Source organism: Nitratireductor aquibiodomus (assembly GCF_900105565.1).
Lineage (GTDB): Bacteria > Pseudomonadota > Alphaproteobacteria > Rhizobiales > Rhizobiaceae > Nitratireductor > Nitratireductor aquibiodomus.
Genome location: NZ_FNSL01000001.1, coordinates 2,723,405 through 2,743,505 on the forward strand (window position 1 = coordinate 2,723,405; position 20,101 = coordinate 2,743,505).

General features: G+C 58.3%; 16 protein-coding genes and 1 pseudogene. 16 read left to right on the forward strand and 1 reads right to left on the reverse strand.

The window, feature by feature from the left end:
- From BLW55_RS13025 to BLW55_RS13045, 5 genes are read left to right on the forward strand one after another with little or no spacing between them, the layout of a single operon-like run.
- Complete coding sequence (locus tag BLW55_RS13025; protein WP_177175075.1) at positions 1–1,011, forward strand: dipeptidase; 1,011 nt, start codon at positions 1–3, stop codon at positions 1,009–1,011.
- Complete coding sequence (locus BLW55_RS13030) at positions 1,008–2,066, forward strand: ABC transporter ATP-binding protein (RefSeq protein WP_090329092.1); 1,059 nt, start codon at positions 1,008–1,010, stop codon at positions 2,064–2,066. Before BLW55_RS13025 ends, BLW55_RS13030 begins: the two co-directional genes overlap by 4 nt.
- Complete coding sequence (locus BLW55_RS13035; RefSeq protein WP_143038438.1) at positions 2,059–3,051, forward strand: ABC transporter ATP-binding protein; 993 nt, start codon at positions 2,059–2,061, stop codon at positions 3,049–3,051. Before BLW55_RS13030 ends, BLW55_RS13035 begins: the two co-directional genes overlap by 8 nt.
- Before the next feature lie 37 nt (positions 3,052–3,088).
- The gene (locus BLW55_RS20820) at positions 3,089–3,505 is read left to right on the forward strand and encodes a tautomerase family protein (protein WP_177175076.1); all 417 of its coding nucleotides are present in this window, start codon (positions 3,089–3,091) and stop codon (positions 3,503–3,505) included.
- Positions 3,506–3,535: 30 nt separating this feature from the next.
- Positions 3,536–3,751, forward strand: a complete 216-nt coding sequence (locus BLW55_RS13045) for a tautomerase family protein (protein ID WP_090329093.1) — start codon at positions 3,536–3,538, stop codon at positions 3,749–3,751.
- A gap of 80 nt (positions 3,752–3,831) precedes the next feature.
- Here the strand turns inward: BLW55_RS13045 and BLW55_RS13050 are convergent, their stop codons facing one another.
- On the reverse strand, positions 3,832–5,334 hold the full coding sequence (locus tag BLW55_RS13050; RefSeq protein WP_090329094.1) for an ABC transporter substrate-binding protein: 1,503 nt from the start codon (positions 5,332–5,334) through the stop codon (positions 3,832–3,834).
- 115 nt (positions 5,335–5,449) lie between these two features.
- Between BLW55_RS13050 and BLW55_RS13055 the strand changes: the two genes are divergently transcribed.
- The 11 genes and pseudogenes from BLW55_RS13055 (at position 5,450) to BLW55_RS21045 (ending at position 19,796) form a co-directional block, all read left to right on the forward strand.
- Entirely contained in the window at positions 5,450–6,067 is a 618-nt protein-coding gene (locus tag BLW55_RS13055; protein WP_090329095.1) for a helix-turn-helix domain-containing protein, read from the forward strand.
- Between the two features lie 644 nt (positions 6,068–6,711).
- Positions 6,712–7,823: pseudogene (locus tag BLW55_RS13060) on the forward strand (IS3 family transposase).
- A gap of 312 nt (positions 7,824–8,135) precedes the next feature.
- Positions 8,136–9,320, forward strand: a complete 1,185-nt coding sequence (locus BLW55_RS13065; RefSeq protein WP_177175077.1) for an MFS transporter — start codon at positions 8,136–8,138, stop codon at positions 9,318–9,320.
- Between the two features lie 223 nt (positions 9,321–9,543).
- Entirely contained in the window at positions 9,544–10,470 is a 927-nt protein-coding gene (locus tag BLW55_RS13070; RefSeq protein ID WP_177175078.1) for a SphA family protein, read from the forward strand.
- A gap of 75 nt (positions 10,471–10,545) precedes the next feature.
- Positions 10,546–11,136: an HdeD family acid-resistance protein gene (locus BLW55_RS13075; RefSeq protein WP_090329098.1), complete on the forward strand. Its 591-nt coding sequence runs from the start codon at positions 10,546–10,548 to the stop codon at positions 11,134–11,136.
- A gap of 160 nt (positions 11,137–11,296) precedes the next feature.
- Positions 11,297–13,039 (forward strand): mechanosensitive ion channel family protein, encoded by a 1,743-nt coding sequence (locus tag BLW55_RS13080; protein WP_090329099.1) that lies wholly within the window; start codon positions 11,297–11,299, stop codon positions 13,037–13,039.
- Positions 13,040–13,267: 228 nt separating this feature from the next.
- Entirely contained in the window at positions 13,268–14,083 is an 816-nt protein-coding gene (locus BLW55_RS13085) for a YbaY family lipoprotein (RefSeq protein ID WP_090329100.1), read from the forward strand.
- Positions 14,084–14,189: 106 nt separating this feature from the next.
- Positions 14,190–15,596, forward strand: a complete 1,407-nt coding sequence (locus BLW55_RS13090) for an amidohydrolase (RefSeq protein WP_210184102.1) — start codon at positions 14,190–14,192, stop codon at positions 15,594–15,596.
- Positions 15,597–15,635: 39 nt separating this feature from the next.
- On the forward strand, positions 15,636–17,384 hold the full coding sequence (locus BLW55_RS13095) for an amidohydrolase (RefSeq protein ID WP_090329101.1): 1,749 nt from the start codon (positions 15,636–15,638) through the stop codon (positions 17,382–17,384).
- 62 nt (positions 17,385–17,446) lie between these two features.
- A complete protein-coding gene (locus tag BLW55_RS13100; RefSeq protein ID WP_090329102.1) occupies positions 17,447–18,499 on the forward strand; it encodes a linear amide C-N hydrolase in 1,053 nt (350 codons plus the stop codon).
- Positions 18,500–18,650: 151 nt separating this feature from the next.
- Positions 18,651–19,796: an AraC family transcriptional regulator gene (locus tag BLW55_RS21045; protein ID WP_143038439.1), complete on the forward strand. Its 1,146-nt coding sequence runs from the start codon at positions 18,651–18,653 to the stop codon at positions 19,794–19,796.
- The last annotated feature ends 305 nt before the right edge of the window (positions 19,797–20,101 follow it).

The following is a 20,101-nucleotide window of genomic DNA, read 5'->3' on the forward strand; positions in this document are numbered from 1 at the left end:
ATGAACGACACGAACAAACAAGCGTTTGAAGCGGGGACCATCGTTGACGGGCTCTATTGCGCAACGCTGACGCGCGAGCAGTTCGAGAAAACCCTCGCCGGCGGCGTGCGCGCAGTCAATCTGACCGCCACGACGCCCAACACCGACCTTGCGACCTGTATGTCGACCCTCGCCAGCTTGTGTGCGGTTGTCGAAAAGAATGCGGATCGCGCCCGCATCGTCACATCGGTGAAGGAGATGCGCGAGGCGGCGAAAGACAATGTGCTGGGTATCATCATCGGTACGCAGGATTCCACCTTTCTCGATCATGATGTGAACCTGCTCCACATCATGAAGCGGCTGGGCATGCGCATCATGCAGCCCGTCTATAATGAGGAGAACCGTTTTGGCCATGGCGCGCTCGCCGACCGGGAGGGGCGGCTTTCGCAAACCGGGCATCAATGGGTTGAGCTGATGAACGCGCTGCGGCTGCAGATTGATCTGTCCCATTGCGGCTATGTCACGGCGCGCGATGTGCTGGCTGCATCCAAAAGGCCGGTGATCTTCAGCCATTCCAATGCCCGTGCGCTGTGCGAGAGCCCGCGCAACATTCCTGACGACCTTGCCCGCAAGGCGGCGGAGACGGGTGGTACCGTCGGGGTGACGCTCTGGCCGCCACTTCTGGGCATCGAGAAACGACCGACGCTGGAGGATTTCTGCGACCATGTGGATCACTATGTGAACCTTGTCGGCATCGATCATGTTGCTTTCGGCAGCGATCTTTCCGAAGGTACCAAGACCGAGGAGAAATGGCTCTCCCTCTATGGCCCGAAGCCGGTCTGGCCGGAAGTCACCGGAATTCTCGGCGACTGGTACACCTATGAGAACAGGGCAACGCCCGGCTTTGAGACCATGGCTGAGGCGGGCAATCTGCGCGCTGCGCTTGGCAAGCGCGGCTACAAGGACGATGCCGTCGACAAGATCATGCGCGACAATCTCCTGCGCGTCTATGAAGAGGTGTGGGGCGAATGATCGTTGCGGACCCAAATACAGTCGCGGAACAGCCTGACCCGGTGCAGGACGATATTCTGCGCGTCAAAGACCTGCGGGTGGAGCTGCGTGTCGAGAAAGGCGTGCTGGCTGCCGTTGACGATATTTCCTTCAATCTGAAGCGGGGCGAAACGCTCGGCATTGTCGGGGAATCGGGCTGCGGAAAGAGCATGACCGCGCTTTCGATCATGGGGCTTTTGCCCAAGCCGATCGGGCGCATCGCGCAGGGTTCTATCGCCATTGAAGGCGTTGGCGATGTTGCTTCGATGAGCGAACGCCAGCGCATGAAGGTGCGTGGCAACCAGGTCTCGATGATCTTTCAGGAACCGATGACATCGCTCAACCCGGTGTTCACGGTCGGCTTTCAGATTTCCGAAGCCATCCGCACCCACGAGACGGTGAGCAAGGAAGCGGCGCGAAAGCGGGCCATCCAGATGCTGGATCTGGTGGGCATTCCGCTTCCGGAAATGCGCTATGATTCCTATCCGCATCAATTGTCGGGTGGCATGCGGCAGCGGGTAATGATCGCCATGGCGCTGGCGTGCCGCCCGCAGATCATGCTTGCGGACGAACCGACCACCGCGCTCGATGTGACCATCCAGGCGCAAATCCTCAAACTGATGAACCGCCTCAAGGAGGAGATCGGAACCTCGATCCTGTTCATCACCCATGACCTTGGCGTCATCGCCAAAATGACTCAGCGTGTCCTCGTCATGTATGCCGGTGTAATTGTCGAGGAAGCGCCGGTGCGTGACCTGTTCGCAAAGCCGTTGCACCCCTATACGGCCGGCCTGCTGCGCTCGATCCCGCGGGTCGACAAGGCGGCGGGCCGCCAACGCCGGCTGCATACGATCAAGGGGGTTGTTCCCAACCTTCTTTCACTGCCGCGTGGATGCCGTTTTTCCGACAGGTGTCCTGATGTGCATGAGCCCTGCCGCAAATGGGAACCTCCGCTTGCCTCGCCTGAGGACGGACCCGATGACGGCAGCCGCCGTGTCCGCTGCTGGCTCCATAAGAGGCCGCCTGCCCATGACTGAAATGCAAAACGCAGAACCGCTTCTCGAAGTTCGGAATCTGAAACGACACTTCCCTGTCGATGATGGGTTTTTCGTGCAAAGCCAAAAGTCAGTGAAGGCTGTCGATGGTGTGGATCTGTCCATCGCGCCCGGTGAGGCGCTGGGACTCGTTGGCGAGTCTGGCTGCGGAAAATCGACCCTCGGCCGCAACATCGTGCGTCTCGATAAACCCACTGCCGGTGAAATCTGTTTTGAGGGCGTGGATATCGCGCCAATGGGCGACCGCGAACTCAAACCGTATCGCCGGCAGATCCAGATCATCTTCCAGAACCCGTTTTCTTCGCTCAATCCGCGTCTGACCGTCGGCAACATGCTGATGGAGCCGCTGATGCTGCATGGTGAAGGCAACCGCGCGGAGCGTCGGCAAAAAGTCCTGGAACTGCTTGAACTGGTGGGGCTTGGCGCGGATCATTTCGACCGCTATCCGCATGAGTTTTCCGGAGGACAGCGACAAAGGCTGGGTATTGCCCGGGCGCTGGCGCTGAGGCCTAAGCTCGTCGTCTGCGATGAGCCTGTCTCGGCGTTGGACGTCTCGATTCAGTCGCAGATCATCAATCTTCTGCGTGATCTACAGGAAGAGTTCCAGCTTTCCTATCTCTTCATTTCTCATGATCTGAGCGTGGTTGAGCATATGTGTGACCGGGTGGCGGTCATGTATTTGGGACGGATCGTCGAGATCGCGTCGGCGAAGGCGCTTTATGAAAAGACCTTCCATCCCTATACGCGTGCGCTGCTTTCCGCGCTGCCTGTCCCCGATCCCACAGTGGAGACGGAGGAGATCATCCTTGAAGGCAGCGTACCGAGCCCGGTCAATCCACCGCCCGGCTGCCATTTCAGCACGCGCTGCCCCTTCGCCACGCCGGCCTGCTCGGAGAGCACGCCGGAACTGCGGGAGTTCGAGCCCGGCCATTTCGTGCGGTGTTCGCGGCTGGAAGAGATTCTTTGACAATCCCCGGCCTCAGCCATCAGGAGATGTTACGCAAATGCCCTTCATTACATTCAAGATCGATGATGACCGCAGTGAAGAGACCTTCGGCGAATTGGCCAAGGCTGTCACAGATGCGGTGATGGCGACATTGGGCTCGCAACCGCAATGGGTGACGATTGTCTTTGAGACCTATGCGCGCCGTCGCTGGTCATTGGGCGGAGCCTTGCAGCATGGCAGCGAGGCGGTGGAGGGTAGCCGCCCCTTCATCTCCGTAAAGTTTCACAAGGGCCGTCAGGCCGACAAGAAGCGTCAGGTGGCTGCGGGCATCACCGATGCGGTCGTGTCCGTGCTTGGGGGCGAGCGCGATTGGGTGACAGTCGTGTTCGATGATTACGCTCAGGAAGACTGGGCCATTGGTGGCCGTCTTCAACTTGACCGGCATGGCCCGGTGCCGCCGCCCGATCCCGTCTGAATCATTCGATTTTCAAAGCAAGGAGAACACATGCCGTTCATTCGCATAACACTCGACAAGGGCCGTTCGACCGACAAGAAGCGCGCCGTCGCGGATGCCGTGACCGATGCCATCGTCAACACGCTGGGTGGCGAGCGTGACTGGGTCACCATCGTGTTTGAGGATATCGAGCGGGAAGACTGGTCTATCGGTGGACGGCTTCAGGTCGACCGCAAGGGGCCGCTGAAACCGGGTGAACACGGTTAGAACGCGGTCGAAAAAACTGACCCGGCGGTTTCGGGCCGCCGGGTTTTTTGCTGTCTCAAGGTCGCTGTTCGCGCCAAAGCCTATTTGGGCTCCAGCACCACATCATAAAAGAAATAGCGCTGGGCGGTGTTTGTGGCGAAGTTCTTCAGCCGCTCGCTATGGCCATAGAACTCGCGTCCGCCGAACAGATACACGATCACCGCTTCATCATAGATCAGCTTGCTCGCCTTGCGGATGATCTCGGCGCGTTCTTTCGGATCGACGGTGGAGGCGCTGGCGTCGATCAGAGCGTCGAGCTCGGGGTTCTGATAGTAGGAATAGCGCCAGTCGGAGCGATAGACAGCCAGGCCGAAGCTTGGATCGTCCGGCACACCCAGCCCCAATATGCCCATGGGCGCATATTCGCGGTTCACCAGCTGGCGGATGAATTCACCCGATTCCAGAAGGGTGATGTTGGTCTTGATGCCAACCTTGGACAGCATGCCGGAGATCGCCTCGCAGGTTTCCTGCCCTTGCGGATAGCGATTTGAAGGGCAGCGGAACTCGATCTCGATGCCATCGGGATATCCAGCTTCCGCCAGGAGAGCCTTGGCTTTTTCTGGATCATGTGGATAGTCGCGCATTTCCGGATCGTAGCCGGGTTGTGAGGGCAGGATGACCTGGCCATTCAGCAGCTTTGCCTTCCCGTAATAGAGCGCATCGATGATTGCCTGCTTGTCGATGGCGTAGTTCAGGGCCTGGCGCACGCGCTTGTCCTGTACCGGTCCCTCATGCTGGGGCAGAGAGGAAAGGGTCAGTTGGAAAACGCGGGAGACATCGCCGGAGTAAATGTCTACGCCATCGAGATTTTCAATCTCGATGGCATCGATGACCGGAATCGCAATGGCGAGATCATACTCACCGGTCTTCAGTCCCGCGGCGCGTGCATTGGCCTCGGGCACCGTTTTCCAGACAAGCTTGTCAAAGCCCTTTGGTGGTTCGCCCCAATAGTCGGGATTGAGATCCATGACGATGCGGTCGTCTTTCGACCATTCGGTGAGAAGGAACTGGCCGGTGCCGATGGGCTTTTGGCCAAACCCCTTGGGGCCAACTTCTTCCCAGTATTTGGGTGGCACGACGAGGATCTGTGCAAGCAGAAGGTCGACAATGGGGCTCGGCTTTGTCAGCGTCACGCGAACCGTGTGCTCGTCGACAGCTTCGGCCGTATCGACGGTGCTGGCATAGATCCCATAGGCGGGCACCGTTTTGGGGTCGGCAAAGAGCTTGATGCTGTGCGCGACGGCCTCGGCATTCATGGGTTCTCCATTGGAGAAACTGACGCCCTTCCGCAACTTGATAAGCAGTTCCGTGTCGGAAACCATTTCGTGCTCAAGAGCCAGAAGAGGCCTTATCTTTCCGGTTGCCGGATCGTCCAGATAGAGCGATTCCAGAATGGGAAACATCGCATTGTTGGTCGAGCGCGTGCCATACAGATCACTTGGATCGAAATCCTGCGCAATGGTCAGGGTTTGCGCAGTGGTTGTATTCGGAATTGCGATGGAGCAGCCCAAAGCCATCGCAAAAGCAGCAAGGGTCTTGTACATTTGTCTTCTCCCCCTTTATATAATTTAAAGACGCTATTGGCATAATGGTGAATTTACAAATCTTTTTTTCATGAATATGCAGTTGTGAAAATCATGATTCAGCAAGGACCGATGGATGCCGACGGATAGCTCGACGCCAGTACAAGCCAAGAATAACGGGGACGCGCGCTCAACCGATCATATTGTCGGCGAGCGCATTCGCCATTTGCGCCAGGCGCGCAGCATGTCCATCAAGGAACTGGCTTCGGACGCCGGTTTGTCCATCGCCCTGATCAGCCAGATCGAGCGTGGCATATCCTCCGCCTCAGTTCGCGTTCTCGCCAAACTTGCAGATGGGCTGGATGTGGCGATCTCTGACCTCTTCGAGCCGGCGCTTGAAGATGCGGTGAGTGACCGGATCGTGGCCCGTGTGCATGAACGGCGTCATATCGATCTGAACAGGACGGGCATCCACAAGGAGCTTCTGACACCCTTTGCCCGTCAGCCACGGCTCGACCTTTACATGATGACGATAGAGCCTGATGGCTCGTCAAGCGATGAGCCTTTTGTTCATCAGGGCGAGGAAGCCGGTGTCGTGCTGGAGGGCGGTATCGAGCTCTATGTGGACGGCAAGCGCTACATTCTCGGTGAAGGCGACAGCTTCCGCTTCGCCAGCGACCGCCCGCATCGCTATCTCAATGCAGGTTCAAAGACCGCGCGGGTGATCTGGGCCCTTTATCGGGAGAGTGAATAGGGGCCCTGTTCCTGCGCAGAGAGCCGCGCAATACGCTGATTGTACTTAGGCAGGTACTCCTTTTTTCTCCAGCCAACGATACCTAACGAGGCCGACATCCTGAGCTTCCTGTAACGATCAATCCTTGCCTAGCTCGTAGTCAGGCCATGGTGCAGCATAAAATTCGCCGGCTCGGCGCGGTTTGATAGTGCGGCATGTTTGGGCCCATGAAGCTGAGGAAGCGATGCTCTGGAGGTACCTTTAACTGTAGCCGGCATAGTGCCAAACTTCTTCATGGCGATTGTGCAGCTACCGGCGCGCTCTTGCGATCCTAAGTCAGAGAAGTGATCCATTCCCTGCCGCCACCCAAAATCCTTCGTCGCACGACTCTCATTTCGTATGCTTCCTATGCGGCTGCGCGAAACATCTCGTCAAGGAGCGCGGTGTTCATCTGGAGCAGCATGAGGAGAATAGGACAGGGCGGTCGCAAGTAATGATGATTGCAGGCCTCCGCAACCAGCGATAAAAGCACCCGTTCATCCTCTGGATGAGCGGGCTTTTTTTGCCCGAGGCCAGGCTGAGAATACCCGCCAGGTCGCCTGACCTGCTCCCCTGAATTTTCCTCGCTTTGAGGCTAGCCTGCATCCCGAATAAGGAGTCAGGCAATGAGACGATCCAGGTATTCCGACGAGCAGATAATGGGCATTTTGAAAGAGCATCAGGCGGGCATGTCGACCGCCGATCTGTGCCGCAAATACGGCATCAGCGATGCGATCTTCTATAAGTGGCGCTCGAATTACGGCGGCATGGAAGTGTCGGAGGCCAAACGCCTGAGGGCTCTGGAGGAGGAGAACGCGAAGCTGAAGAAGCTCCTGGCGGAGCAGATGATGGATGTCGCCACGCTGCGCGAGATGCTTGGAAAAAAAACTTCTGACGCCCGGCTCGAGGAGAAACGCCGCAAGCTGGGCTATCGAAAAGAAGGGCTACTCGCAACGCCGCGCCTATGGGCTCGTGGGCATTGACCCACGTGTTCACCGCTACCGATCGACACGGCCGAACGATGCTGAGCTGCGCAGGCGACTGAAGGAACTGGCGTCACAACGCTGGCGCTTCGGTTACCGACGCCTGCACATCCTGCTGAAGCGCGAAGGTGTCGAGGTGAACCGGAAGAAGTTCTACCGCCTCTATCGCGAGGAGCGGCTCACCGTTCGCAAGCGCGGCGGCCGCAAGCGGGCCTTGGGAACTCGAGCGCCAATGAAGATCCCGCAGGATCCGAACCAGCGTTGGAGCTTCGACTTCGTGTCGGACACGCTGGTTGACGGACGTCGCTTCCGCATTCTGTACGTCATCGATGACTTCAGCCGGGAATGTCTGACGACCGTCGTCGATAGCTCACTCTCGGGTGAACGTGTGGCCCGCGAACTGGATGCGATCGCCGAACGGCGCGGATATCCCTGCATGGTGGTATCGGACAAGGGGACCGAACTCACCTCGAATGCAATCCTCTCCTGGCAACAGGACCGCGGCGTCGAATGGCATTACATCGCGCCGGGCAACCCATGCAAAACGCTTTGTGGAGAGCTTCAACGGCAGGCTGAGGGACGAGTGCCTCAACGAGCATCTGTTCCGCAGCTACCGCCACGCTCGGGAGATCATCGAAGACTGGAGGATCGACTGCAACCTGAACCGACCCCACACGAGCCTCGACGGGCTCACCCCGAACGAGTTTGCAACCCGGTCACGAATGGACCACAACGTGAACTGCGCTAGCCTATGAATGGGTACATTCAGGGGAGCAGGTCAGTCATGAATATCGAGGGAGGAGCGCTCATTTTGAACGAGGAGCTACTCCAGGCGGGGCTGGCCAAATCTGCCAGCTGTTGCATCGCAACTTGATCGATGATGCTGAGTCCGATTGTATCGAGGGTAGGTATGGCCTATGAGCAATTCATAAATGGAAGATCATATCTGATAGCGAGCGGATGTGACGGACTCAAGCAAACTTGAACCCCAGAAGCTTCAGCCCATACATCTTGCAAGCGTGGGGGTCTGTGCTCTGGGGCTATGGTTCGACCTCGCAGAATTTGCATTGGGCAACATCCTGTCGGCGATTTTCTCCGCGCCTCCTCATACCGTCGCTGCGCACGAGCTGTCGCGATTACTTTCCGCCGTCTATCTGGGCGCCATAGCCGGAGCATTTATTGCCGGGTGGGCAGGGGACCGGTTTGGGCGACGCCCCACCATTGTTGTTCTCATGATCTGGATTGCTTTCACTTCCGTACTCGCCGCGGCTTCTCCGAATATTGCTTTTCTAACAGTGGTGCGGGCACTCTCGGGGTTGGCGCTGGGCGCCTATCCTCCGCTCATGGCTGCCTATTTGACCGATATCCTGCCGCCGGCCCGCAGGGGGGCGATGATGATGATCACGGTCGCGCTCGGTGCCACAGGCCCGCTTGTGCTGACCTTCATGGTTCGGTCGCTGACACCTGTCGCCCCGCTCGGCCTCGAAGGCTGGCGGTGGGCATTCGTTCTTTGTGGAGTCCTCGCAATTCTGGGCGCTGCCATGTTTGTCCGTCTCCCCGAAACCGGGGCTTGGCTCGCAAGCCGCGTCCAGGATAAAGACGGCGTTCGGCCAAACGGGGGAGGCGATGCAGCGAAGGTAGACAGCAACCCGCTGGGCCCTGCCCAGGCGGGCGGGGCGGGATTTCTGGATTCCAGAATACGTTTTCTCTTGTTTCTTTATTTCTTGACCCCCTGGTCGACCATCGGTTTTCCACTTCTTTCCGGTGCTGTTTTGATCAAAAAGGGGGTGAGCCTCAGTGAGTCCCTTCTCTATGTCGGCGTTTCCAGCATTGGTCCGGTGGTGGGAGCCATGCTGGCTGGATTGGTTGTCGATCATGTCGAGCGACGGACCGTGCTGGCTTGCACCGGTCTTGCCATGGGGCTGCTCGGGGTGCTGTTCGGCCTTGCGCAAGAGGCGACATGGCTTATGGCTACTGGCTTTCTGGTCAATTTGTCTATCGCCATTTTTCTGCCAGTGCTTGTCGTTTACGCGGCCGAGACCGTTCCGGCTGCCAAGCGCGCCCGCGCCACCGCCTGGTCGTGGGGCGTGCGTGGTTTTGGAGCCACGCTGGTGCCGCTGTTTATGGTGCCGCTCCTCCACAGTTATGGAGTGATGGCGCTTTTCACAGTCATGGCAGCCACTCTCGTGGTGTTTGTTGCCTTCCTTTTGCGCTATGGCCCCGCTGGTGCCGCAGGCCGCGCGGTCGACTGAAACGTTCCCGATGCCAAGCGAAATTCGCCGAAAGGGTGCGCGATATGGATAGTCGTCAGGTCGACAAAGTGCCACCTGTACGACACGGCTAGGGGATATCTTTATCCGCCAAGGCGACTGTGTGCCGACTCGGGGCGAACGCAGCCTTCCTTAGGAGATAAGGCTGTATCAAATGCTCAAGAACGGTACGCCGCAGCAATTAAAACGAGGGGCTACCGTTTTGATGAACACGCGGAAACTCACTTCATCGGGCGCGCTTTTTGTAGCGCTCCTCGCAAGTACACCTGCTTTGGCCGGAGAAAGCGGCTCGGGGCTTTACGTTCCCGGGACAAGCGCTTTTGGGGCCGGGGTGACACCACCGCCCGGACTCTATGTCACGCAGGCGTTCATGCATTACGACGGGTATGCAGCCGCCTCCGTGGATGGCGGAACCATCGATCTGAACGCCCGCAAGACGGCCTCGCCGTTCATAGCCAATCTGACCTGGGTGCCCGAGCAGGAAATTTTAAATGCCCGCCTGGGACTGACGGTTTCCGTACCCTATGCGAGCTATACACGCCTCAGGGCCGGCTCCAACGCGCTTGGTCAAAACGTCGAAACCAGCGGCTGGGGCATGGGCGATATTTCCCTCAAAGGCCAGCTCGGCTGGAGCAACGAGAATGGCTTCTCCCATACGCTGTCGACCACGCTTTGGCTGCCGACCGGGCGCTACGACACGGGCTTCGCGCCCAATGCAGGCAAGAATCATCTCGGTGTGAACGTCTCCTGGGGGTTCACCAAGATCTGGAAGGATCCGGGAATAGAGCTTTCGGCCAGCTTTGGCGTGACGGGCGAGTTCAAAAACTCAGCCTCGGATTACCGCAACGGTGTGGGCCTCAACCTGGACGCCGCCATCGGCAAGGTGTTTGACAATGGCTTGACGCTCGGTGTGGCAGGTTTCGCCTACAAGCAGGTCAGCGACGACACGGGAAGCGGCGCCTCGCTGGGTGCCTTCAAGGGACAGGATTTCGGCATTGGGCCGGCTCTGTCCTACAGCACGGCGATCAATGGGCGTCCATATAGTTTCGCGCTACGCCATTACTGGGAATTTGGTGTCGAAAACCGCTTTGACGGTCATCTGACCATGGCGAGCATTACAGCTCGGTTCTGAGACGAGGTCGATGGGGCTCTCCATGTGTAACAATCGTTATACCGCCTGAGATCGCGCATCGCGGAAGGAACGCATATGTCGCTGTCGCTTGAAGAAGCATCTGAAGTCTTTCACGACGCAGTCAGAGACACGGTGCGCCGCTACTGGATCTGGTACTTCCTCCAGGGAGCCGTGCTGATGGCCGCTGGCGTGCTTGCGATCGTCTATCCGGCGATTTCATCCGTCGCGGTCATCAGCCTTCTGGGCTGGTTGCTCATCATCAGCGGGTTGGCGCAGGCCGTCAGTCTGATTGGCGCCAGCAAGGTGCCGCATTTCTGGCTTCAGCTCATCTCTGTCGCTCTGGCGGCCCTGATCGGCCTCCTGTTCCTCAGGGACAGCGGCCAGGGACTTGTGGCAATCACATTGCTTCTGATCGTGTTCTTCATGATCGAAGGAATTGCAAAGCTGATTTTTGCGCTCACCATTCGGCCGTTTCCGAACTGGCATTGGGCACTCGCAAGCGGATTGCTGGGAATTGTCCTTTCACTGATCCTGTGGTGGAGCCTGCCGCAAGTCGCGGTCTGGCTGCTCGGACTTCTTCTGGGGGTCAAACTCGTTTCCGTTGGTTTTTCAATGGCGCTCCTGGCCTGGCATGTCCGGCAGGTGTCGCGCTCCGTGTTGCCATGAGACGGCCGGGATCCATGCAATTCAATTGTTAAACCGCTCTTAACGCCCGCCAGGGGCACCTTCGCCAAGCAGGCGAATGGCAAGCTGAAATGGCGGTCTGCCGCCCCAGGGCGCGCGTGGTCCGGCGGGTCGATCCAGCGTCAATCTGGAGGAACATCCATTGCGCTTCGTTCTCGTTTTCATCAGTCTCGTCATCGCTTTGTCAGCGACCGCTCAGGAGCAGACGGTTTCTCCGTTGGCTCCGCTCGATACCTCGTCGCCAAGGGCGACCTATCGGTCTTTCGTGGAGATCGCTGGAGAGGTAGAGCGGACCTATCTGGATTACAGGGCGCGCAAGACCGCACTCGGCGCCAGTCAGCTCTTCGACAGCTTTACACGGGCTGCGCGCGCTCTCGATATGAGCGCAATTCCTGAAGCACAGCGTGCCGAAGTGGCCAGCCTGCGCGTGGCGCAGTTGGTCGACATCCTCATGCGTTTGCCTGCGATCGCCCCGGACCAGATTCCCGACGATACCGAGGAAGCGCCGGAGGGCTGGACCATCCCGGGTACGGAAATGGAAATCATCAGGCAGGAAGAAGGCGCACGCGCTGGGGAGTTCCTGTTCTCCGCCGCGACGGTTGAGCGCTTGCCGGAATTCCATGAGCGCATCATCGCATTACCGCCACTGCATCACTCGGCTTACGACAACTGGACCGATGAAGTGCGCTCCTTTACCGGCCCCTTTTTCCCCTACAGTTTCATCAATGCTTTGCCGGATGTTCTGATGAAGCCCTTTCTGGGCACTCAGCTTTGGAAAGCACTTCTTACTGCAGCGGTCTGGATCGGCATCGGGGTTATCATCATTGGCTGGGGTATCCTGACGCGCGGCTCCGAGACGGGACACCGCTCAATCGGTGGCCTGGTGCGATCAATGACAGTGCCGTCGCTGCTCTGCGCATTGGTATGGGGTGCCCACTATTTTGCGGGCTACCAGACAGGGCTGGCCGGGTTCTTCGCAACGATGGAGATCGTGGTCACCAACGTGCTCCTCTATTTCGCTCTGGCGTGGCTGGTATTGATTGTCTGCCACCTGGTGGTCGAATTGGTCATCGCGCTGCCAGCCATCCCGGACCAGAGTTACGATGCCAATCTCCTGCGCCTGATGGCGCGTGTGGGTGGCCTTGCTGCGGCTGGTGCCGTTCTGGTCTATGGCGCCGACAAGATCGGGATTCCTGCCCTTGGTTTGATCGCCGGTGTGGGTGTGGGCGGCGTTGCCCTTGCTCTTGCCGCGCAGTCCACGGTGGAGAACCTGTTTGGCGGGGTATCGCTCTTTGCGGACCGCCCCTTTCGGATAGGCGATTACATTCAGTACGGCGCCAGCAGCGGCACGGTCGAAGCGATAGGACCTCGCTCGTCGCGAATCCGCGGACTGGACGGAACGTTGGCCACAGTTCCAAATTCCGACCTGGCCAAAATGCACATTGTGAATTTTTCGCTGCGCAACAAATGCCTGTTTCGTCACGTGGTTGGCTTGCGCTACGAGACCTCCCGCCTTCAGCTTTTGTGGATCCTGGAGGAGATGCGTAAGTCGATCGCGGCCCATCCTATGGTGGAAACGGGAACGGGCATGCCTCGCATCAGGCTGATCGGTTTCGGGGCATCTTCGATTGAATTGGAGGTGCGTGCAACCGTTCTGACGGCCGACTTCGGGCAGTTTCTCGAAGTGCAGGAGGAACTGCTTCTCGAGCTCCAGGAGATCATTGCCAGGGGCGGTTCCGGTTTTGCCTTCCCCAGTCAGACAGTCTATCTCACCCGCGATTCGTCTCTCGATGGTGTGGTCAAAAAGAAGATCGAGGCGGAGGCGCAGGACACGTTTGAAAAGCGGATCGACAAGGAAGCCATTTCTATGGCCCGATCCGAGTAACCTCATTGAACAACGGATTTTCGAAAGTTCGCGTAACCACCGGAGATTTCAAGCATCCCGCATAGACAAAACCCAAGCTTGAGCTTGGATAAACTTGCGACAGACGCAAGAGGGAAATCTTTAGCAAACTTGAATGAATTCAGAAAACCAGCGCCATCTGGATAGTCTCTTGCTGGCGTCGTGGGTAGCTTTCTACCGGTCTTTGTCTGATTATCGCCGGGAGCTGAAATGGGTTTGGGTGTTAAGCTTAGGGGCGCGATGGGCCAGCAAGCTGAGTTTGCACCTGCCCTGAGGATTGATCGCCGGACAGCGCTTCTTGCCCTGACTCTGACCGGGCTGTTCCTTCCCGCTAATCTCGCACGAGCGTCCGGCCGTGGGGGCGAGATTCATGGAACGGTTGTTTATCGCGAACGCATGGCGCTTCCACCCGAGGCTCTCGTGGAGGTTCAGTTGCTGGACGTTTCGCGTGCTGATGCCCCCGCCGATATTATCGCCATGCAGAAGATCACGGGGGCTGTCGGCAGTCCGATCGAGTATCGGCTGGGTTTCGATCCGCGGGAGGTAAAGGAAGGGCATCGCTATGCGTTGCGTGCGACGATTTCTGCAGGCGACCGGTTGCTCTTTACGACCACCCAAAATCACGCCGTTTTTGGCGAGGGGCCCAATCAGACTGAACTTCTTGTGCAACGCGTTGCTCAGAGCGTGTCTCTGTTCGGCGAATGGCTAGTCGAGGATATCGACGGCGGTGGCGTGATGGATCGCCTGCGGAGCACGCTGACCTTGTCAGAAGATGGCGCAGTGAGCGGATCGGGGGGCTGCAATCGCTTCCGGGGCAATGTGAAGGTCGAGGGGGCCTCGATCCGTTTCACCCTGTTGGCTTCGACAAATATGGCTTGCTCGCCGGCGGCGATGAATCAGGAGCAGGCGTTTCTGAAAGCACTGGAGAGGGCGCGGCGCTTCGAGATCCATCAGACCTTTCGAAAACTCGTGCTGCTGGATGAAGAAGGAAAGGCCATTTTACGGCTCGCGGAGATGTCGCCTTGAAGCTGTATCGATGAACATCGCCGCCTGATTGGCTTGGTCTATTGGCGGTAACGGAAACACATCATGTGAAACGCCGTCGAAGAGGCGGGGCTGCAGGAGGAATGACATGGGTATCTGGAACCGGACAGGCATTGCGGCGACCATGTTGCTTGTGGGCTCATCGTTTGTGGGCACAGGGCACGCCAACGCCCAGCAACAAAGCCATATTTCGGCTGAAATGGTTGAGCAGGTAAGAGCGTCCGTGAAGGAGGATGCGTCCCGGCTCGAGACCATTTTCAAGGATATCCACCAGCACCCCGAACTCGGCTTTATGGAAACCCGCACGGCCGACATCATAGCCAAGGAACTCGAGGGGCTTGGCTTTGAGGTCAAGACCGGCATTGGCGGTACCGGCGTGGTGGGTATCATGAAAAACGGCGATGGCCCGGTTCTGGCCTATCGTGCAGACATGGATGCCAACGCCGTCGAGGAGGCAACGGGTCTCCCTTATGCCAGTAAAGTCCGCGTGGAACGCGAGGATGGAACGGTCTCTCCCGTTGCCCACATGTGCGGGCACGATGCCCACGTCACCTGGATGCTCGGCATGGCCAAGATCATGGCCGAGAAGAAAGACAGCTGGAGCGGCACGCTGATCCTCATCGCCCAACCGGCAGAGGAGCTTATCCTCGGAGCGCAGGCAATGGTGGATGACGGGCTCTGGACCGATCACGGCCTGCCCACGCCGGACTACCTCATCGGCCTGCACACGGCCCCTGGCCCGGTTGGCATGGTGGTCAGCTCCGGTGGCCCGAAGATGGCTGGAACCGATCAGATCGACGTCCTGTTCAAGGGAGTTGGCGGGCATGGGTCAATGCCGCAGATGACCAAGGACCCGGTTATCATGGCTGCCTATGCTGTGACCCAGTATCAGGCGATTGTGGCCCGCACGATCGAGCCGCAGCAGACCGCCGTTCTCACCGTCGGTTCGATCCAGGCCGGTGTCGACAACAACGTCATTCCGGCCAGTGCGCTGGTGAAGGTCAATCTGCGCTGGTACGACGCCAAGGTGCGCGAGCGGATGATCGCCGGCATCAAATCCATCAGCGATGGCATCGCCCGTACTTATGGCATGCCCGAGGACATGCTGCCGGAATACACGATGAAGGGTTATTCCACCCCGCTCGTGAACGATGACGAAATGGCCGAACGCCACGCGGAGGCTCTCGCCAAGCTCGTTGGCAAGGAAGGCGTTGTCAGCCAGCTTCCCGCTGCAACGGGCTCGGAGGATGTGCACCTTCTCAAAGGCCCCAATGAAGACGTTGCCTTCAACTATCTGATCGTCGGTGTTGCAGATCCGGAGGTGTTCCGCGCTTCGATGGAAGCGGGCAAGGGGTTCCCTTACTCCGCGCACAATCCAAACTTCATCGTTGATCTGCGGGCCATTCCGGTCGGCACAGAGGTCGCAACCGTGGCCACCCTGGAGCTTCTGGGCAAAGGGTCCCCACTCCTGAAAGTTACCAAAGCGAAAAAGTGACCAAGCCTACAGCCCAGACAGCATGCCAGGAGTATTGAAATGATAATCAACAGACGCAAGGGACTGGTTGCAGCCCTCACAATCACCATGGCATCGGCCTTCGGGCCGGGTATGGTGGCCTGGGCGGACGAGACGGACAAGCCCGCCGACATCGTTTATACGGGTGGCGACATCATCACCATGGAGGGTGATGCTCCCGAATATGCCGAAGCTGTCGCGGTGCGGAACGGCAAGATCGCCTATGTAGGCCCCCAGTCCGGCGTCGAAGCTCTGATCGGGGAGGAGACGCGGGAGATCGACCTTGAGGGGAAGACGCTGTTGCCCGGTTTCTTTGATGCCCATGGGCATATCTGGAACACTGGGTTCCAGGCGCTCGCCGCCAATCTCTTGCCGCCCCCCGATGGCGAGGCGCATGACATTGCCTCGATCATCGAGATCATGAATAAATGGGTAAGCGAGAACCAGGCGGCCATCGACAAGGTCGGCTGGATTGTCGGCTTCGGCTATGATGACGCGCAGCTGGCTGAAAAACGTCATCCGACCGCTGCCGATCTTAACAAGATCTCCGAGGACATTCCCGTCATTCTTCTGCATCAGTCGACGCATCTTGGCGTGATGAACGACAAGGCGCTGGAAATGGCCGGCTACACGGCTGAAACGCCGAACCCTGCAGGTGGTGTGATCCAGCGGATAGAAGGCAGCCAGCAGCCCAATGGCGTGCTGGAGGAGATGGCACTGTTCACGCCGCTCTTTGCTGTTCTGGCCGAGCTCGACGAGACGGCCAATCTGACCATCGCGAAGGCCGGCATGGAGGCCTATGCGGCCCACGGCTTCACCACCGGTCAGGAGGGACGGGCAACCAAGCCGGTGGCGGAAACCTGGCGCAGTCTGGCCAACAGTGACGAACTCATCCTCGACATCGATGTCTATCCCGATATTCGCGGAGACCTTGATTATCTGAAGGCCGTCGGCACATCCCACATCTATAACAATGGCTTCCGCATTGCCGGCGCGAAGCTCAGCCTCGACGGCGCCATTCAGAATTTCACGGCATGGCTCAGCGAACCCTACAAGGAACCGCTCCCCGGCCAGCCTGAGGACTATAATGGCTATCCGGCGATTGAAGAGGTGGACGAGGTACAGAAGATCGTCGACACGGCCTACAAGAACAACTGGCAGCTGCTGGTCCACACCAATGGGGATCAGACCAGTGATCAGCTGATCAATGCCGTACGCGCGGTGACGCAAGAGCGTGGCATGGATGATCGCCGGACGGTCATGATCCATGCACAGACCGTGCGCGAGGACCAACTTGATGCCATGAAGGAACTGGCCATTTTCCCGTCCTTCTTCGCCATGCACACCTATTACTGGGGTGATCTGCACCGCGAGGTGACGCTTGGCAAGGAACGCGCTTATCGCATTTCGCCGGCCCAGTCGGCGCTCAAGCGCGGCATGATCTTCTCCCAGCACCATGATGCGCCGGTGGCGCTTCCCAGTGCCATGGCGGTCCTGTCCGCAGCGGTCAATCGAACCAGCCGCACCGGCGATGTCATCGGCCCCGACCAGCGCGTCAGTGCCTATGACGGGCTGCGTGCGCTCACCATCTGGGCCGCTTATCAGGGATACCAGGAGAACCGAAAGGGAAGCCTCAAGGCCGAAAAACTTGCCGATTTCGTTGTTTTGGATCGCAACCCCCTAAAGGTCGATCCAGGCACCCTGCGCGAAGTGACGGTTCTCGAAACCATCAAGGAAGGCAAGACGATCTACAGCGCGCGGAAACAGTAGCTGCGGCTCAAATCCCGAGCGCAGCAATCTTCTCACACATCCTGAACCCCATGGAGTGAAACATGAAACTGGAACTTCGACGCACTGTCAGCCTGCTTCTTGCCGCGACCGCCATTGCATCGGCGCCGCTGCAGACAGCCCAGGCCTGTTCCCGTATTCTTTCGAATGACAACGGGCTGGGAATTTTCGTCAGCCGCACGATGGACTGGCCGGAATCCACCGAGCCCGTTCTCACTGTCATGCCTCGCGGCATGGAGCGTGATGGCGGCATGGTTGGCGATGAGCACCTGATCTCCGACAACCCGGCTAGGTGGACATCCAGATACGGCTCCATCGTTACCACCGTTTATGGTGTTGGCACCGTCGACGGCTTCAATGAGAAGGGGCTCGCCGTCCACCTCCTTTATCTGAGCGCGACAGAGTTGCCAGAGCGTGATCCCAGCAAACCTGGCCTGCAGGTTGCCCTGTGGGGCCAGTATGTGCTGGACAATGCGGCAACGGTTTCAGAAGCCCTGACCGAGCTTGAGAAGGTTCAGCTGGTCATGGCTGAAGTGAACGGTCACAAAGGCACGCTTCATCTGGTGATGGAGGACGCAACCGGTGATTCCGCCGTGATCGAATATCTGGATGGAAAGGCGACCGTTCATCACGGCAAGGACTACCGGATCGTGACCAATGATCCGGCCTATGACGAACAGTTGGCGATGCTTGCAGAAATGGATTTCAGCAACCCAAGCAGCGATACGCCGCTTCCGGGCAATGTCCGCGCGAAAGATCGTTTCCAGCGGGCAGCCTATTATACCTCCATGCTCCCCAAGCCTGAAAACGAGCAGCAGGCCATTGCCGGCGTCCTGGCGATCGCCCGCAATGTCTCGGTGCCCTTTGGCGCTCCTTATGGCGGTTTTGGCATCTACAACACCGAATACCGGACGGCCATCAATCTGAGTGAGGGCCGTTACTTCTTCGAGCTGACCACCAGCCCGAATGTGATCTGGACGGAACTGGCCAAATTCGATCTTTCCGAAGGCGCTCCGGTGATGACTCTGGATCCCGACGATATCTCTCTTGCGGGTGATGTTACGGGTTCCTTTAAGAAGAGCGACGCACCCTTCTGATGAATCTGAACCGGGCTCCGTCTTTCGCCAGAACGAGGCCCGGTACATTTGCGTGGTGCCTGGAGAAGATGCTGCGCTGGCAGCGGGAGGCTGACCAGTCCGGCCAAAATCCTATCGCACTGAATTCCGTTTCAGCACCTGAGTTCCAGCGTTGTCTGAAGCGATTTTGAATTCTGTTCCTGATACAATAAAGTTGCAGAGATCGCTGGTGCCAGGGGAGGGCGTGGTGCTTCACAGAGCGACAAGCCACGATACGAGCCGTGTGGGGAAGGAAAGCGGGCTGCAGGACAGGAAATCCGCCGGGCATGAACACGACCCTTATCAACTTGCCAACTCATGCGTCAGGTCTTTCGATGACCCGGAGAGCTTCGCTCAGACCATACCCGGTGGGCGCTTCGGGCTGGTTCCCGTTGAGCATGGTGGCTTCGAGGCAACGCTTCGTGTCAGCAGTTTGACCGATGGCGTTGCCGTTCGCGGTGTTTCGCTTTCTCATCCAGTCGCATTGAGATCGGAGTTTACAGGCGGTAACAATCCGTCCGCGACTTTCCTGTTTCCAGTGAGAAACGGTCGGGACATCCTGTTCGACGGTCGCAGTTTCTCCGAGGATCGCATTGTCTCAAGAATACCCGGACAAACGCCATCTGTGCGAACGAACGGGGCGACGGAGATTGGCAGTATCGTGGTGCGGCAGGAAGCCGTGCGCCGAATCGCGGAGGCAGTTTTTGGGCGGGAGTTCCCCGAAATATTCCTAAATCCGGCATCATTTCGTCCCTCTGGAACAGAGCATATGGCCGCACTCCGCCACGCGTATCTGCGCGCCAACGGGATTTTGCAGGGGTATTCTCATGCCCGCTTGAGTCAGCTGGAGCAGACGCTGATAAAGCGCCTGAGGGAAAGTGTCGTAATCGCGCTTTTGGAAGCGCTTGTTGGTGGTGAGGTAAAGAGAGATCATCTCGCCCACCAGAGGCAGACTGCATGCATGGCGCGCATTGAGCGCCTGATCGACGAACGGCGCGAAGACCCAATCGGCTTGCAGGATTTGTGTGAAGGCGCTGGGTTGGCGTTGCGTACGGCAGAAGCAATTATCCGTAACCGGACCGGCATGACGGCCCTGCAGTATCTGCAGCGTCGCTATCTGGCGTTTGCAAGGGAAAGCCTTTTGCGTGCGGAGTCAGGTGCAACCGTGACTAAAATCGCGATGCAGAATGGTTTCTTTCATCTGGGACGCTTTGCGGGCTTTTATCGGTCAATCTATGGAGAACCGCCTTCCACGACCCTTCTTCGAGCGATGGGATAAGCCGGTCTATCGAGGAGCGTCGAGTGACTTGGCGCCTTCTGGTCTCTCGGGCTGAGCTAGCCCAATGTCGAATGCTGGCGCTTCGGGTTGTAAAGCGCTCGATGCAGTCGAACACATACACCCTGGCGCCGTCTCGGATTCTATAATTCTTGCGTACCGTCCTTTCCGCCGCACTCGCCTACCCAGAGCTAAGTTCCTTCCTCCGGATGAAGCGGTTGGATCGGAGCGCAGGCGCGGACCGGGGAGCGATGCCGGCGGTTTTCCGATGTGCTGTTGTGGACGGTCCGTTCGAGGGCGCGCCGGCG

What these genes read in the sequence shown, in the direction of transcription:
- BLW55_RS13085 (WP_090329100.1), top strand. Translation starts at nt 13,268, where the DNA reads ATGGGTTTGGGTGTTAAGCTTAGGGGCGCGATGGGCCAGCAAGCTGAG.
- BLW55_RS13075 (WP_090329098.1), top strand. Translation starts at nt 10,546, where the DNA reads ATGTCGCTGTCGCTTGAAGAAGCATCTGAAGTCTTTCACGACGCAGTC.
- BLW55_RS13055 (WP_090329095.1), top strand. Translation starts at nt 5,450, where the DNA reads ATGCCGACGGATAGCTCGACGCCAGTACAAGCCAAGAATAACGGGGAC.
- BLW55_RS13090 (WP_210184102.1), top strand. Translation starts at nt 14,190, where the DNA reads ATGGGTATCTGGAACCGGACAGGCATTGCGGCGACCATGTTGCTTGTG.
- BLW55_RS13035 (WP_143038438.1), top strand. Translation starts at nt 2,059, where the DNA reads ATGACTGAAATGCAAAACGCAGAACCGCTTCTCGAAGTTCGGAATCTG.
- BLW55_RS13045 (WP_090329093.1), top strand. Translation starts at nt 3,536, where the DNA reads ATGCCGTTCATTCGCATAACACTCGACAAGGGCCGTTCGACCGACAAG.
- BLW55_RS13030 (WP_090329092.1), top strand. Translation starts at nt 1,008, where the DNA reads ATGATCGTTGCGGACCCAAATACAGTCGCGGAACAGCCTGACCCGGTG.
- BLW55_RS20820 (WP_177175076.1), top strand. Translation starts at nt 3,089, where the DNA reads ATGCCCTTCATTACATTCAAGATCGATGATGACCGCAGTGAAGAGACC.
- BLW55_RS13100 (WP_090329102.1), top strand. Translation starts at nt 17,447, where the DNA reads ATGAAACTGGAACTTCGACGCACTGTCAGCCTGCTTCTTGCCGCGACC.
- BLW55_RS13095 (WP_090329101.1), top strand. Translation starts at nt 15,636, where the DNA reads ATGATAATCAACAGACGCAAGGGACTGGTTGCAGCCCTCACAATCACC.
- BLW55_RS13025 (WP_177175075.1), top strand. Translation starts at nt 1, where the DNA reads ATGAACGACACGAACAAACAAGCGTTTGAAGCGGGGACCATCGTTGAC.
- BLW55_RS13050 (WP_090329094.1), bottom strand. Translation starts at nt 5,334, where the DNA reads ATGTACAAGACCCTTGCTGCTTTTGCGATGGCTTTGGGCTGCTCCATC.
- BLW55_RS13070 (WP_177175078.1), top strand. Translation starts at nt 9,544, where the DNA reads ATGAACACGCGGAAACTCACTTCATCGGGCGCGCTTTTTGTAGCGCTC.